Below are 14,163 nucleotides of genomic sequence, written 5' to 3' on the forward strand. Positions count from 1 at the left end.
TTACAATATGTGAGTACTAATTAATTTGATAAAGAGAGGATGTAGTAAAATGGCAACACATTCACGGGAACGATTAGGTTCTGTCGCATTGATGCTCATGACTTTTTCAGCGGTTTTTGCCTTTCCCAGCATTGTTAACAACAGTATTCAGATTGGCCTAGCAACTATTCCAGGCTATTTATTCGGCTCTATTTTTTACTTTTTACCATTTATTCTAATGATTGCAGAATTTGCTTCTGCTAATTCTGAAAATGAATCAGGTGTTCACAGTTGGTTGGAATCTGTGTTAGGACCTAAATGGGCATTTTTAGGTGCTTGGTCGTATTTCTTTGTCAACTTGTTTTTCTTCTGTTCATTACTACCGAATACATTGATTTATGGTTCATACGCTTTTTTAGGTCAAAACGTTTTTCAAGGAAACCATAGTACTAAAATAATTGCAGTGATTTCTATTCTGTTATTTTGGTTAATGACATGGGTTTGTATTAAAGGGGTTTCGTGGATTTCGAAAGTGACTAGCTTAGCGGGTGGTGCTCGTTTATTTATGGGCGTGGCTTTTGTGGTTTTAGCCTTTGTCGTCGTGTTTGGTTTTGGCAATGAACCAGCACAAGAGTTTACCACGACGTCAATTATGCCAACTTTTAATTGGACTTTTTTCATGACGATGGCGTGGATTTTACAAGCTGTTGGCGGTGGTGAAAGTATCGGCGTATACATTAAGGATGTTAAAGGCGGCAATAAAACGTTTGTCCGCACGATGATTGGTGCGACGATTGCGGTCGGCATCATGTATATTCTTGGTGCCGTTGCTGTAGGTTTGGTAGTGCCAACGGACGTCTTAAAAGGAAACTTTTCAAATGGTATTTTTGATATCTTTAAAATTTTAGGTACGTATTTCCATATTCCCGCAGCAATGATGGTGCGCTTAGTAGGAATTATCTTATTTGTCGGAAGTCTTGGTTCTTTGGCTCTGTGGACGGCAGCACCAGTTAAAGTATTTTTCTCAGAAATTCCTGATGGGGTCTTCGGTAAGTGGCTAGTGAAAACGAACGAAGAGGGAAATCCAACCAATGCTTTGTTAGTTCAAGGAATTATTGTGACGATTTTAGTTGCCATTCCAGCACTAGGAATTGGAAATATGGATAGCTTTTTAGAAACGTTAATTAATATGACAGCTTCTACGTCATTAGTGCCTGTCTTGTTCTTGTTAATCGCCTATATTGGGCTTCGTTGGAAAAAAGAAACAATGCCGAGAAGTTTCCGCTTTGGTAATCGAACCTTTGGCTTAATTGCGGGGATTTTCTTATTAGCCATTTTTATCTTTGTATTCTTTATGTCAACTGTGCCAGATCCAAAATTAATCATGGAAGAAATCAATGGCACGTTACCGAAAGGAACCGCTAGTCCACTGGGCATGTTGGCGTATAACATCATTGGGTTAATTGTCTTTATGGGCTTTGCTTGGATTTGTTGGAAACGATATGAAACAAAAGAAAAAAATGAAGTTGGTAAAGGAGAAATGGATTATGAAGACTTGGGAAAATTATAAAGTAGATAGTATTAATCGGTTGCCTGGACGAGCACACTTTTCGAGCTTTCCCTCGAAAGAAACAGCCTTACTAAATGAAAATAAATATACACAAGCATACAAAAATTTAAATGGACGCTGGCATTTTCTTTTTTTAGAAGCGCCAGAATACAGCCCAGAAAACTTTTTTGCGACGGACTTTGATACAAGCCAAATGGATCAAATCACTGTTCCTGGAAATTGGCAAGTCCAAGGATATGGAAAAATGCATTACTCTGATTTATGGTACAATTTTCCCATTAATCCGCCGTATGTACCAACGGAAAACCCAACAGGTATTTACAAACGGACATTTGCTATAGATGAAACATTTCACGATAAAAAAATCATTTTACGTTTTTGTGGCGTAGATTCAGCTTATCATGTTTGGGTGAACGGCCATGAAGTTGGCTACAGTAAAGGTGCACGAAATGAAGCAGAATTTGACATTACGCCTTACGCTAAAATTGGTGAAAAAAATGATTTAACGGTGCGAGTCTATCAATGGTCAGATGGTACGTATTTAGAGGATCAAGATATGTGGTGGTTAAGTGGTATTTTTCGTGATGTTGAATTACTCGGTGTACCAGAAAATGGGCTGGAAGATTTCTTTATTATTTCCGATTTAGATGATTCGTATCAAAATGGCCACTTGGCAATTACGGGTAAATTTTGGCAAGACAAAGGACAACAAGTTCAATTGGAGTTGATGGATCAGCAGGGAAAAACGGTTCTTAAAGAGACTGTCGCAGGAAATCAAGGTAAGGTTGAATTTTCAGCAAGTTTGCCGTCTGTCACTGCTTGGTCAGCGGAGAAACCATACTTGTATCAGCTATTTATCACTGTTTTTTCTGAAGGGGAAGTCGTCGAAGTTATTCCGCAAAAAGTTGGTTTCAGAAATATTCATGTATCTGGTGAGACTTTCTTAGTCAATGGTGTGGCCATTAAACTAAAAGGAATGAATCGTCATGATTATAATCCAAAAAATGGTCGAGTGGTTAGTCGTGAAGAAATTGAAAAAGATATTCGTTTAATGAAACAATTTAATATTAATGCCATTCGAACCAGTCATTATCCAGCATCTGCTTATTTCTATGATTTATGCGATGAATATGGAATGTATGTGATTGATGAAACTGATTTGGAATGTCATGGCTTTGAATTAACCGGAGAATATGATTGGATTAGCAACGATCCAGAATGGGAAACGGCTTATGTTTCTCGGATGGTACGGATGATTCAACGGGATAAAAACCATCCATCAATTCTCTTTTGGTCGTTAGGAAATGAATCTGCGTTTGGTCATAACTTTATTGAAATGGCCCGTATTGCCAAAGAAATGGATCCAACACGTTTGGTCCATTATGAAGGTGATTTTGAGGCAGAGGTCACTGATGTCTATTCTACAATGTATACTTGGTTGGAACACCCAACTAGAGAATTACTGATGAATACGATTATTGAAAATTCAAAAAAACCGCATATTTTATGTGAATATTGTCATGCGATGGGGAATGGCCCTGGGAATTTAAAAGAATACCAAGAGCTATTTTATGCTCATGATAAATTACAAGGTGGCTTTATTTGGGAATGGTTTGACCATGGTATTGAATCGGTAACAGATAACGGTGAAGTTTATTATCGTTATGGCGGCGATTTCGGCGATGATCCAAGTAACAAAGATTTTTGTATTGACGGGATGTTGATGCCTGACCGTACGCCATCTCCTAGCTTGTATGAATACAAAAAAGTCATTGAACCCATTACAACTAGCGCTATTGACGTTCTGTCAGGTGAATTCTCATTATTGAGTCGGTTTGACTTTGAAAACTTGGCTATCTTTAAGCTGGTTTATACAATTACTGAAGATCAAACAGTGATTCAATCAGGGACAGTAGCAGTGCCAGCAATTGCTGCTAGAGCAGAAGGAAGACTGCACTTGCCTTATCATTTAGATTTTCCTAAAAAGGCAGGAGCCGCCTATTATTTAACTCTTTCATATCAATTGAAAGAAACGACCGCCTATGCATCTGCTGGTCATGAATTAGCTACCGCACAGTTTGAATTGCCAATTGCAATACCAGGGATTGAGATCACACCAGTTGGCACGATGATGGCAAAGGAAATTGGCCCTCATTTATACATTGAAGGACCAAACTTTTCAATTAATTTTGATAAAGTGAAGGGCGCCTTAACGAATGTGACACGAGATGGTAAAAAATTATTGCATAAAGGGCCGAAATTTACATTTTGGCGGGCACCGATCAGTAATGATATGGAAATTATTGATGAAATGAAGAAGAAATATTTCTTACATTTAGAGCATGAAATTGTCCGTTCTTTTGAGTGGAAAAAAGTTGATGATTTTATCCAAGTCATCGTAAAAACAATTAACGGAACGACTAACAGTGCTTGGCATTATCAATGTACCTATCAGTATTTAATTGCACCAAATGGCGAAATTTTCTTCGATTTAAAAGGTAGTCCTGCTGGTAAAATTGAAAATGCGCCAGATATGTTACCACGTTTGGGTGTGACTCTCCATTTAGACAAGTCTCTATCAGAAGTAAAATATTTCGGTAAAGGGCCGAGAGAAAACTATGTAGATTCACAAGAAGCTGGTTTACTTGGCGTTTATGATGCTACAGTGGCGGAAATGTTCACTAATTATGTTGTTCCACAAGCCAATGGTAACCACATGGCGACTAAATGGTCCGCATTCACGGATGATCGCGGCCAAGGAGTAGTAGTAACAGCGGCTGATTCATATAATTTTAGTGTTTCTTATTTTGAAGAACAAGCGCTAGATATTGCTAAGCATACCAATGAATTACAAGAAAGTGAGTATGTTGTTTTAAATATCGATTACAAACAAAACGCCCTAGGTAGCTACTCTTGTGGCCAGTGGCAATTAGAAAAATACCGGACTACGTTTGAAGAATTCCAATTGGCATTCCGCTTAACACCTTTTAATAATAAAGAGATTCAAGCAGCGGATGTCGCACATGAACGAGTAAAACGACCAACAATTTCTTAAATAAAAGCTCAGAACAGTGCACTTCGGTCTCCTGTTCTGAGTTTTTTTAATGAAATTATCAGAAATTATTGCTTTTTTTTCATGGAAACAAGCAAACTATTTTGTTATCTAATAAAAGTAGTCCATAATAGTAACATAGCGAATTATTCGCTAGATAAAGCATTTAGGAGGAATTATTTTATGCATACTTTATGGGTTTTAATCGTTGGTGCTGTTATCGGTGCTATCGCTGGCGCACTTACAAGCAAAGGTCAATCAATGGGTTGGATTGCGAATATCGTTGCCGGTTTAGTTGGTTCATTTATCGGAGAAAAAATCTTAGGTAGCTGGGGTCCTCATGTAGCAGGTATGGCAATTGTGCCATCAATTATTGGGGCAGTAATTTTAGTTGCTGTGGTTTCATTCTTCTTCGGACGAAAAAATAGCTAATTAAGTAAATAATTGTTTAATTAGTTAAAGGCACCAAGTCTCACGAATTTCGTGAAACTTGGTGCCTTTTTTTATTTTCTCGTTAATTTTACGACAACTTCACAACGAGCGGTTTGTGGAAACATATCAACAGATTGTAAATAGTCTACTTGATATACTTTGGCTAATTGAACTAAATCACGTGCTAACGTGGATACATTACAAGAAATATACACCATTTTCTTAGGTGGTTGTTTCAAAAGGGCCGTTAATAATTTACGATCCAAACCAGTCCGTGGGGGATCAACTACAATAGCATCAGGTTTAAAGCCTTCTTTGAACCATTTAGGTAATAAGTCTTCAGCTGTTCCAACAGCATAATGTGTGTTCGTAACACCAAGTCGTTTTGCATTGAATCTAGCATCGTCAATTGCGGCGGGAATGGTATCCATACCACGAACTTGATGCGCTTGTTTCGCTAAACTTAAGCCAATGGTCCCGACGCCACAATAAGCATCAACAACAGTTTCGTTTGGTTGTAAATCTAAGGCCTTGATTCCTTCATTATATAAAACTTCCGTTTGTTCTGGATTCAATTGGAAAAATGCTCGCGGCGATAAATCAAAGACAACGTCGTTAATGTGTTCTTCAATGCTTTCTTTGCCCCATAAGTGAAGGGTATCATCACCCATTACTAGAGAGGTTTTTTTATTTTGGACATTTTGCATAATAGAAACAACTTCTGGTAATTGTTCATTAATTGCGCGAACCATTTTTTCTTTTTGTGGAAATTTCTGCGATTGTGTAATGAACACTACTTGGACTTCGCCAGTTTGGATGCCCACTCGAACCATTAATGTTCGAAAGATACCACTATTTTTACGTTCATCATAAATTGGTAATTGAAAGTCATTCAATAAATCAACTAATGTATTCATCACCTTGGTTGTCGCAGGCTGTTGGACCAAACACTTATCAATCGGTACTAATTGATGTGAATCAGCTTGATAGAGACCAGCTTCTACTTGGCCATCGATTTGGCGTAATTGGAATTGGGCTTTATTTCGATAATTCCAAGGATTCTCCATTCCAATTGTTTTTCGTAGTTCATAGTTTTGATAATTGGCTGGTTTAAATTTGTTAAGCGCCTGCTTTAATAAATCTTTTTTAAAGTCTAATTGTGCTTTGTAGGCTAAATGTTGTAGTTGGCAGCCGCCACATGTTTCATAGACAGGACAAGGAGGGACCACGCGATCTTTAGCAGCTTTTTTGACAGATTGAAGGGTTCCTTCAGCAAATTTGGGTGTAACATTTGTGATCGTGGCAGTCACTTCTTCTTTCGGTAGCGCCCCAGGAACGAAAATAATTAATTTTTTATAATAGCCGATACCTTCGCCATTAATTCCTAATCGTTTAATTTTTAAAGAAATTTGTTGGCCTTTTTTTACTAGTTGTTGGGTCATATTCTTTCATCCTTTAGTCATCTCACATTTTTCACTTCCTCCCATTTTAGCACATTTTTATTTATTTGGCTTCCAAGGATTCTATGGTATAGTAGAATATATGTTCTGATTTAGAGGGGCAGGAGAATAAGATGACAACAATCACACGAATTAGTAAAGATAAAGGTGAATTTTATCTACTTTGGCTATCTTCAGGCGAAAAACTGCGTGTCTCGGAAGATATTTTAGTACGGCAGCGTCTGCTAAAAGGCCAAGAGTTATCAGATACTTTAATAGAAGAAATAAAAAAAGCCAGTTCTTATGATGTCGGGTTACAAATGGCGATGAATTATTTAAGCTATCAATTACGTTCAAAGAAAGAGATTTTTACTTATTTAAAAGAGAAAGAAATTGTACCTGAAGATCGAGTAAAAATCGTTCAACGTTTAGAAGAGCTGCGGTTGTTGGATGATGCAATTTTTAGTGAAAGTTACGTACGGACAGCTATGCGAACCAGTGATAAAGGACCACGAAATGTGGCACAACAATTAAAGCAAAAAGGCATTAGTGAAGAAGATATTCAGCATGGCTTGACCTTTTATACGTTAGATGAACAGCTTAATGTTGCCACAGCAACTGCAGAAAAAGCCATGAAACGCTATCGAACTAAAAGTTTTAAAGATGCACTACAGAAAACGCGTCTGCATCTGATGCAAAAGGGCTTTACAAATGAAATCATTGATCTAGCTTTGGAATCTTTAGCTTTTGAAAAGGACGAAGAACAAGAACAACAAGCGTTAAACAAGGAAGGCGAACGTTTATGGCGTGCCAATCAGCGATTTGATTTTTCTAAAAAAGTCCAAAAAGTCAAACAAAGCTTATTCCAAAAAGGGTTTGACTATGATTTGATTCAGCAATTTATTAGCGAAAAGGAAGTAGAACATGACGAATAAAGAGCCTTGGGAGGCGTGGAGTCCCGCAAAAGTTAGTTCATTCCAGGAAGATTTTTTAGCTTGGTATGAACGAGAAAAACGCAATTTACCTTGGCGAGCGAATACAGATGCATATCGTATTTGGATTTCTGAAATTATGCTACAACAAACTCGCGTAGATACAGTCATTGATTATTTTTATCGATTTATGGAATGGTTTCCGACGATTCAAGATTTAGCGGAAGCGCCAGATGATAAGTTGTTGAAAGCTTGGGAAGGGTTAGGTTACTATTCACGAGCGCGTAATTTAAAAGTGGCAGCGCAACAGATTGTTTCAGAATTTGGTGGGAAAATGCCTGACACAATCGAAGATATTCGGAGTTTAAAAGGAATCGGCCCCTATACGGCTGGTGCGATTGGCAGTATTGCCTTTAATTTACCCGAACCAGCAATTGACGGTAACGTCATGCGGGTAGTGAGCCGTTTATTTGAAATTGATGCAGATATTGCAAAAGCGAGTAGTCGTAAAGTATTTGAAGCGGCGATGCTTAAAATCATCGATCGTGAGCGTCCAGGGGATTTTAATCAAGCCTTAATGGATCTAGGCTCAGCCGTCTGCACCCCAACTTCCCCTAAGTGTGAAAGCTGTCCGCTTCAGCAATATTGTGCGGCCTATCAGGCAGATAAAATGACCGCTTATCCAGTCAAATCAAAAAAAGTTAAGCCGAAAGATGTGTATTATGTCGGCACTATTATTGAAAATAAAAAGCAAGAATTTTTATTAGAACAACGCCCTGAAACCGGTTTGTTAGCCAATATGTGGCTGTTTCCGATTGAAGAAATTAGCAAAAAACAATTTCAACAATTGCAAAAAATGGCGCAACCAGCAGAAACGGAAAAACAATTAACTTTAGAGTTAGAGCCTGTAACAGAGCCTTTGGTCGCTGAAGAACCTGTCAGCTTTTTTACGGACTATGAAACAGTTGTCTGGCAAAAACGTGCCTTAGGCGAAGTCGTTCATATTTTCAGTCATTTAAAATGGCATATCTTAGTCTTTTATGGCCGAAATACAGGCGAATTAGCCACACTAGAGTCGCAGCGATGGGTGGCAGCACAACAATTTTCGGACTATGTTTTTCCAAAACCACAGCAAAAAATGGTGGAATTGTTCAAAAAAGAACACGAAAAAAAATAACAAAAAAGAGAGGCTTTTTAACAAACAAGCCCCTCTTTTTTGTTTCCTCTAGGTTATACCCCTATATAAATTCTGCTATGTTTAGTTTTGAAAGGGACTGGTAAGATAGACTTGTCTCTTGTCTGCTTAGAGGAGTAGTAATGATGGTGGAGACTTTTCAAGAGAGAGGAAGTACAGCCAATGAGTAGGAAGCGAAAAATCAGCTTAATTAGTTTAGTCATCATTTTGTTTTTTGTCACAGTCGGCTCAGCATACTTTGCTGTAGCGGGTAGCTATTTAAAGAAAACAATTGATAAAGGCTATGTTCCCATAAAAAATGATTATAATGAAGCGCAAAATAAAGATAGTCAATCGTTTTTGGTCATGGGTCTAGACAATACAATTGAACGGAAATTAGGCACAACTAGGACTGATGCTATGATGGTGATTACCGTGAATAACAAGACGAAGAAAATAACCTATTTAAGTTTGCCACGGGATAGTTTTGTTCAAATTGATGCGAAAAATTACCAAGGGATGCAACGAATTGAAGCTGCCTATACCTACGATGGACCAACAGCTTCTGTTAACACAGTTGAGAAATTATTGAATATTCCAATCAATCATTACGTTGTGTTTAACTTTTTATCTTTTATTAAGTTAATTGATGCAGTTGGCGGCATAGATGTCAATGTCAAGCAGGCGTTTGATGGTGTCACCAAAGACGGGCCAGGATCCATTCATTTTGATGCAGGGAAACAGCATTTAGATGGTACGAAAGCTTTATCTTATGCCCGTGAAAGACATAGCGATAACGATATTATGCGTGGATTCCGACAACAAGAAATTATTCAAGCAGTTGAAGACAAGTTGAAATCTGGTCAATCAATCATGAAAATAATGGACATTATTGATTCGTTAAATGGAAACATTCAAACTGATGTGGATTCCAATGAATTGACTCACTTAGTCAAAGAAGGTTTGACTTGGACCAATTATGATAAACAACAGCTTTCTTTTGACTGGCGCACTTTTAGTAATGAAGGGCGCAGTATGGTTGAACTATATCCAGATAGTATTGAAAATGTCCGTCATCAATTACGTGTGTCTTTAAATTTAGAAAAGCCAGATGAACGAGATCAAGACGGCTATGTCTTCCATACGAACGGTGAATTTTTATATCAAAGTGATTATACCGTTCAAGATGAAGCAGCTGAGGAAAACGAAATGACTTCCATCAACGGCAATACGTATATTGGTGTTCCTGGCAATACACAGACTGGCCCGTTACCATCAGTTAAAACGGAAAATGGCTTTATAAAATAATTTATTTTCCAAGTGTAGAAAATCCGAACATAACAGATTAAGTAATCCGCTTACTTATTATTCTTCTAAGGAAAAAACGAAGGATTTTAGCAAGGAAACAGCGTATCATTTGATATAAACCCAACATTCCCTTTATAATGAAAGTAACAAGCAAATTTTTGTTACTTAGAAGGGGAAGGGAGCAAGGAGTTATGTTTAGTTATACAGATACCATTTTGTCAATTATGCAAAGAATTGAAGTATACAACGAAATTTTCAAAGCCATCTCTAAAGAAGTTCAAGAATACGGTTGTAATCAGGCTGCACATCGGAGAGGCCGTGACACTTATATGTTTTGCCGAAATAATGTGAATCGTTTTTTTACAGAAGAAATGATGTTTCGTAAAAATTTAGAGCCGTATTATGATAAAGAAGCAACGAAAATCTTGCTAGAAGGATTAGATACGTATAAAGAAGGAGTATTTTTCTGGTTAGAGGCATTAAGTGAATCTTGCCAAGTGACAGATGAATTGAAATATCAATTAGGAATCCGCCAAAAAGAATCCTCTTATTTATTAATTAATCAAGCTTGTAAAGAAGCCTGTGAGGGCATTCAAAGCGCTCATAGTGTTCATAAGATGTAAAAGAAAAACCCTACGATTTATTTTTTATCGTAGGGTTTTTCTTTTCTTAAAAAAAAAAAGGCTAAAAAAAAATTTGTAATCAAAATAAATTTATGGTATTATTTAGATGTGATTTTAATTTGTTTACGGTTAATTTATTCTAATTATAGAAAGGGAGAGAGTAATGTATCAATATTTTCATTCATTAAATATTGAAGTAAATAAAACAGTATGCAACAGTAAAATAAGTAGTTTTTTTATAAAAAAAGACCATTTAGGAAACACAGACTATGAATGTCATGATGAAGACTTTAATAATAATTATTTTTATTTAAAATTTTTAGATTTAAAGAAAAATTTGAAGGAAATAAAATCTATTTTGGAAACATTTGAGACAGATATACGCTTGTTTATTTTTAGGAAGAGAGAAGTTATTAAAATTAATGAAATAACAGACATTCGTTGGACTGAGTACTTTAGAATGGTTTTTTTACATAATGAAACCTCTACATATGAAGATTATGACATTTCTTTATTATTGAATTTAGAAAGTTTTATTGAGCTTATACAGAGGAAAGAACAAGAGTTTATTAAATTGATAAAATTACCCATACTTAAGGAAAACATTGATATTAATTTATATGATTGGTTATTTATGCCTGCAATTGGAGGATATTTTATACATGAAACGGTAGGTCATCTTTTAGAAATGGATAATAAAGGAACTTATAGACTAGACCAAGTGGTAGCTGGAAAGTTTCTTGATGTGGTAGATACATTTTATGATTACGAAAATTTAATCGGATTAAATAAATATGATGATAACGGTATTAGGTTGGAAGCTATCAAACTAATAACTAAAGGTACAATAAAAAATTTTTTGGGGGATAGAGGAAGTTTAAGAAAAGAAAATTTTTCTTTTGTTAGTTTACCGAGAATGAGAGCAACAGTAGTAGAAAATTCTGATTTTTTTAATGAATCCGATTTATCTAGATTAAAGAAAAATAATGATCATCTGAAAATCCAACAGATTTATGGTGGTGGAGTAGATGTAGGAAGTGGTCACTATCAATTGTTAGTGAGAGGAATTGTAGTGATAAAAAATAAAGATATGTATAGAATAGAAAATCTAATATTAGAAGGGAAATCAACAGAATCTTTAAAAAGAATTATATATGTTGGTAAAGATAAAAATTGCAAACATGCATATTGTTATAAAAAAAATCAAATGGTAGATGTTGTTGTTGGATCCCCAACGTTATATTTGAAAAATGGAGAAAAAAATGAAGAAACTTAAAAAAATATTAGAAGAATTAAAAATAACAAAAGATTATGCGTATTGTACGTTAACATCCATAAAAGAATACAGTGAATTCAATAAAACAATTGACGGTCCTAAAGTATTGTATATTGCTACATTAAAAGGAGAAAATTTAGAATATATATATATGTACTATCACGATTGTTTGTCAATAAAATATATCCTTGATAATTTTAAAAACTTTAAAATAAAAGAAAAAAATCACCATACTTTAAAACAGCTCCCTATTAAAAATTATTATTGCTTTAGTAATAGTGTAAATAAAGATAGTTGGAAAATTGATTTTTTTGATAGTAACAATAATAATTACTGTTGTATAAGAGAAGAGACAAGAAATTTTTTAGAATTTCAAAAAGAAAAAATTATGATTTACTCAAGCAATGAAGAGAGTATCGCTGAATTACAAATTTTTTCAAAAATAGTTCACCATTATAATTTATTAGATTTAAAATTATCAGATTTAAAGGGGAATTTCACGGTTACTAAGACAGCTCTTAAACAATTAATAGATGCGTTGCTAAATTCATTCAATAATGATTCTTGTGATATGGGTACGAACGGTACAGAAGAGTTTGAATCTCTTAACTTTGACATACAGTTTCCTAAAAGTGAATATTTTGATAGTAGAGGATATAGATTGCCTGAAATCGTTTCTTTAGAAAAAGCTTTTCAAAATAGGAACTTTAATAATTTAGGCTGTAGTTTAACCACAATAAACTTAAACAGCTATGAAATTAAACTTAAAAATCGTAGTTTGGATTTTAATATGATTGGTGGAGAGAAAACTAACGTACACATTGATGGAGAAATATTATTTTTCTCTGACAACCTGTCACTAAACTATAATAATTTTGAAAAACAATATTTATATATTTTTCAAAATAAAACGATATTTAAAGTTGATATAAGCAATCAGCTAATGGAAGTTTTAAAAAAAATGTACCTATTTTCAAAAAGCGACAAAAGAATAATCTTGGAGCTGAGTGAAAAATGATTAGATTAGATAATATATCATATGGTTATACTAAAAAAAACAATATACTGAATGAAATTAGTTTTACAATTAAAGACGGGGACTGCCTAGCTGTTTTAGGTCACAATGGTTCTGGAAAAACAACACTTGCTTATTTAATCATTGGATTATTGAAGCAGCAAACAGGTAATATATATAATCAGTTTTCGAAAATAGCGTACTTGCCAGAGCATGGGGGAACATATAAAAATTTATCTGTAATCAATAATCTAAAATTCAAAGCTAAATTAGAAGGCATAGCTCAAGATAGTTATATAATAGAAAATTATCTACAAGATTTTGGACTAGAGTCTAGTAAACATAAATTAGTTTTGCATTTATCCCAAGGCCTAGAAAAAAGGTTAGCATTAGCTATGTTTTTCTTAACAAATTGTCAGTTATTATATTTGGACGAACCAACAAATACACTTGATCCTGAAATGATAATAAAGTTGAAACAACGAGTAAATAGCTTGAGAGAAAGTGGAAAAACACTGATTATTAATAGCCATAATCTAACTTTTGTTCAAGAAGTCTGTACAGATATTTTAATACTACAGAATGGTAATATTTGTTTTTATCAAAAAAATAAAGAAGTAGAAATAGAAGAATTATACATGGATTTAGTAGGTGATAAAAATGAGAAATAATTTATTCAGGACCACTATTTTTATTGGAAAAAAAGAGCTATTAGAGATTAAAGCAACATCTATTAAAACGATTTTAGTAATGATGTTAACCATACCACCATCGATTATGATTAGTTTAGAAGATGGGGGTTCGGGTATTTTATTCAATAATGAATTGAATATATTTATTAGTTTTATTTTCGCTAGTATATTTGGTTCATTATTAATTTCTGATTCAATGTGGAGGGAAAAAGAGCAAAAAACACTATCTATGTTGTTACTCTCCAGTATCAATAATAAGGCAATTGTTATGGGGAAAATATTGACTGCAGTATCCATAAGTTCAATATTTCAAATTATTCAATTAACAATAATGTTCGTATTGTTAGTATATAAGGATAGTTCTTTTTTGTATCTATTTGATATGTTTAACATAGTGATATTACCGTGTATTACGTATTTTTTAGGAAGTATTGTTATATTAGTTTCATGTGTTGTGACAGAAAAAAAACTTTCGGAGTACATTTCAGTAGTTACAACTTTTGGTTTTGGAATATTAATTATGTGGAGTTATATTTTTTTTGGAATTCAAAATAATTCACTGTATTATGTAATGTTTTTGATATGTATCATGGTATTGAATGTTGTTTTTACAAGTATAATATCTTTTGTTATCGGTAAAACAATGTTTTTTATAAAATAAAGGAAAGGAG

General features: G+C 34.5%; 12 protein-coding genes. 11 read left to right on the forward strand and 1 reads right to left on the reverse strand.

Features of this window, described 5'->3' with window-relative positions; translation table 11 throughout:
• Window positions 1-49: 49 nt before the first annotated feature.
• The 3 genes from IGI97_RS03625 to IGI97_RS03635 all read left to right on the forward strand — a co-directional run bounded on the left by IGI97_RS03625 (window position 50) and on the right by IGI97_RS03635 (window position 5,033).
• Window positions 50-1,549, forward strand: a complete 1,500-nt coding sequence (locus IGI97_RS03625; protein WP_002359464.1) for an amino acid permease — start codon at window positions 50-52, stop codon at window positions 1,547-1,549.
• A complete protein-coding gene (ebgA, locus tag IGI97_RS03630; protein WP_438738001.1) occupies window positions 1,482-4,604 on the forward strand; it encodes a beta-galactosidase subunit alpha in 3,123 nt (1,040 codons plus the stop codon). The genes IGI97_RS03625 and ebgA overlap by 68 nt, the downstream gene beginning before the upstream one ends.
• Before the next feature lie 180 nt (window positions 4,605-4,784).
• Window positions 4,785-5,033 carry a GlsB/YeaQ/YmgE family stress response membrane protein gene (locus IGI97_RS03635; RefSeq protein WP_002356434.1) on the forward strand — a complete coding sequence of 83 codons (249 nt, stop codon included), beginning with the start codon at window positions 4,785-4,787 and terminating at the stop codon, window positions 5,031-5,033.
• A gap of 71 nt (window positions 5,034-5,104) precedes the next feature.
• Here the strand turns inward: IGI97_RS03635 and rlmD are convergent, their stop codons facing one another.
• Window positions 5,105-6,475, reverse strand: coding sequence for a 23S rRNA (uracil(1939)-C(5))-methyltransferase RlmD (gene rlmD / locus IGI97_RS03640; protein ID WP_129193757.1), 1,371 nt, complete (start codon window positions 6,473-6,475; stop codon window positions 5,105-5,107).
• 131 nt (window positions 6,476-6,606) lie between these two features.
• Between rlmD and recX the strand changes: the two genes are divergently transcribed.
• The 8 genes from recX (at window position 6,607) to IGI97_RS03680 (ending at window position 14,153) form a co-directional block, all read left to right on the forward strand.
• Window positions 6,607-7,407 (forward strand): recombination regulator RecX, encoded by an 801-nt coding sequence (gene recX / locus IGI97_RS03645; RefSeq protein ID WP_002356439.1) that lies wholly within the window; start codon window positions 6,607-6,609, stop codon window positions 7,405-7,407.
• Window positions 7,397-8,581 carry an A/G-specific adenine glycosylase gene (mutY, locus tag IGI97_RS03650; RefSeq protein WP_010823117.1) on the forward strand — a complete coding sequence of 395 codons (1,185 nt, stop codon included), beginning with the start codon at window positions 7,397-7,399 and terminating at the stop codon, window positions 8,579-8,581. Before recX ends, mutY begins: the two co-directional genes overlap by 11 nt.
• 180 nt (window positions 8,582-8,761) lie before the next feature.
• Window positions 8,762-9,886: an LCP family protein gene (locus IGI97_RS03655; RefSeq protein ID WP_002376535.1), complete on the forward strand. Its 1,125-nt coding sequence runs from the start codon at window positions 8,762-8,764 to the stop codon at window positions 9,884-9,886.
• A gap of 137 nt (window positions 9,887-10,023) precedes the next feature.
• On the forward strand, window positions 10,024-10,509 hold the full coding sequence (locus IGI97_RS03660; protein WP_002356444.1) for a hypothetical protein: 486 nt from the start codon (window positions 10,024-10,026) through the stop codon (window positions 10,507-10,509).
• 163 nt (window positions 10,510-10,672) lie between these two features.
• Window positions 10,673-11,785 (forward strand): metallopeptidase TldD-related protein, encoded by a 1,113-nt coding sequence (locus IGI97_RS03665; protein WP_438738004.1) that lies wholly within the window; start codon window positions 10,673-10,675, stop codon window positions 11,783-11,785.
• Window positions 11,772-12,803 (forward strand): hypothetical protein, encoded by a 1,032-nt coding sequence (locus IGI97_RS03670; protein WP_438738006.1) that lies wholly within the window; start codon window positions 11,772-11,774, stop codon window positions 12,801-12,803. The genes IGI97_RS03665 and IGI97_RS03670 overlap by 14 nt, the downstream gene beginning before the upstream one ends.
• A complete protein-coding gene (locus IGI97_RS03675) occupies window positions 12,800-13,471 on the forward strand; it encodes an ATP-binding cassette domain-containing protein (RefSeq protein ID WP_104845776.1) in 672 nt (223 codons plus the stop codon). Before IGI97_RS03670 ends, IGI97_RS03675 begins: the two co-directional genes overlap by 4 nt.
• Complete coding sequence (locus IGI97_RS03680; protein ID WP_104845775.1) at window positions 13,461-14,153, forward strand: ABC transporter permease subunit; 693 nt, start codon at window positions 13,461-13,463, stop codon at window positions 14,151-14,153. Before IGI97_RS03675 ends, IGI97_RS03680 begins: the two co-directional genes overlap by 11 nt.
• Window positions 14,154-14,163: the final 10 nt, after the last annotated feature.

It is taken from the genome of Enterococcus sp. DIV2419 (assembly GCF_051711865.1).
Taxonomy (GTDB): Bacteria; Bacillota; Bacilli; order Lactobacillales; family Enterococcaceae; genus Enterococcus; species Enterococcus faecalis.

Coding starts and splice junctions, on each gene's coding strand:
- IGI97_RS03625 (WP_002359464.1), top strand. CDS start 50: ATGGCAACACATTCACGGGAACGATTAGGTTCTGTCGCATTGATGCTC.
- ebgA (WP_438738001.1), top strand. CDS start 1,482: ATGAAACAAAAGAAAAAAATGAAGTTGGTAAAGGAGAAATGGATTATG.
- IGI97_RS03635 (WP_002356434.1), top strand. CDS start 4,785: ATGCATACTTTATGGGTTTTAATCGTTGGTGCTGTTATCGGTGCTATC.
- rlmD (WP_129193757.1), bottom strand. CDS start 6,475: ATGACCCAACAACTAGTAAAAAAAGGCCAACAAATTTCTTTAAAAATT.
- recX (WP_002356439.1), top strand. CDS start 6,607: ATGACAACAATCACACGAATTAGTAAAGATAAAGGTGAATTTTATCTA.
- mutY (WP_010823117.1), top strand. CDS start 7,397: ATGACGAATAAAGAGCCTTGGGAGGCGTGGAGTCCCGCAAAAGTTAGT.
- IGI97_RS03655 (WP_002376535.1), top strand. CDS start 8,762: ATGAGTAGGAAGCGAAAAATCAGCTTAATTAGTTTAGTCATCATTTTG.
- IGI97_RS03660 (WP_002356444.1), top strand. CDS start 10,024: ATGAAAGTAACAAGCAAATTTTTGTTACTTAGAAGGGGAAGGGAGCAA.
- IGI97_RS03665 (WP_438738004.1), top strand. CDS start 10,673: ATGTATCAATATTTTCATTCATTAAATATTGAAGTAAATAAAACAGTA.
- IGI97_RS03670 (WP_438738006.1), top strand. CDS start 11,772: ATGAAGAAACTTAAAAAAATATTAGAAGAATTAAAAATAACAAAAGAT.
- IGI97_RS03675 (WP_104845776.1), top strand. CDS start 12,800: ATGATTAGATTAGATAATATATCATATGGTTATACTAAAAAAAACAAT.
- IGI97_RS03680 (WP_104845775.1), top strand. CDS start 13,461: ATGAGAAATAATTTATTCAGGACCACTATTTTTATTGGAAAAAAAGAG.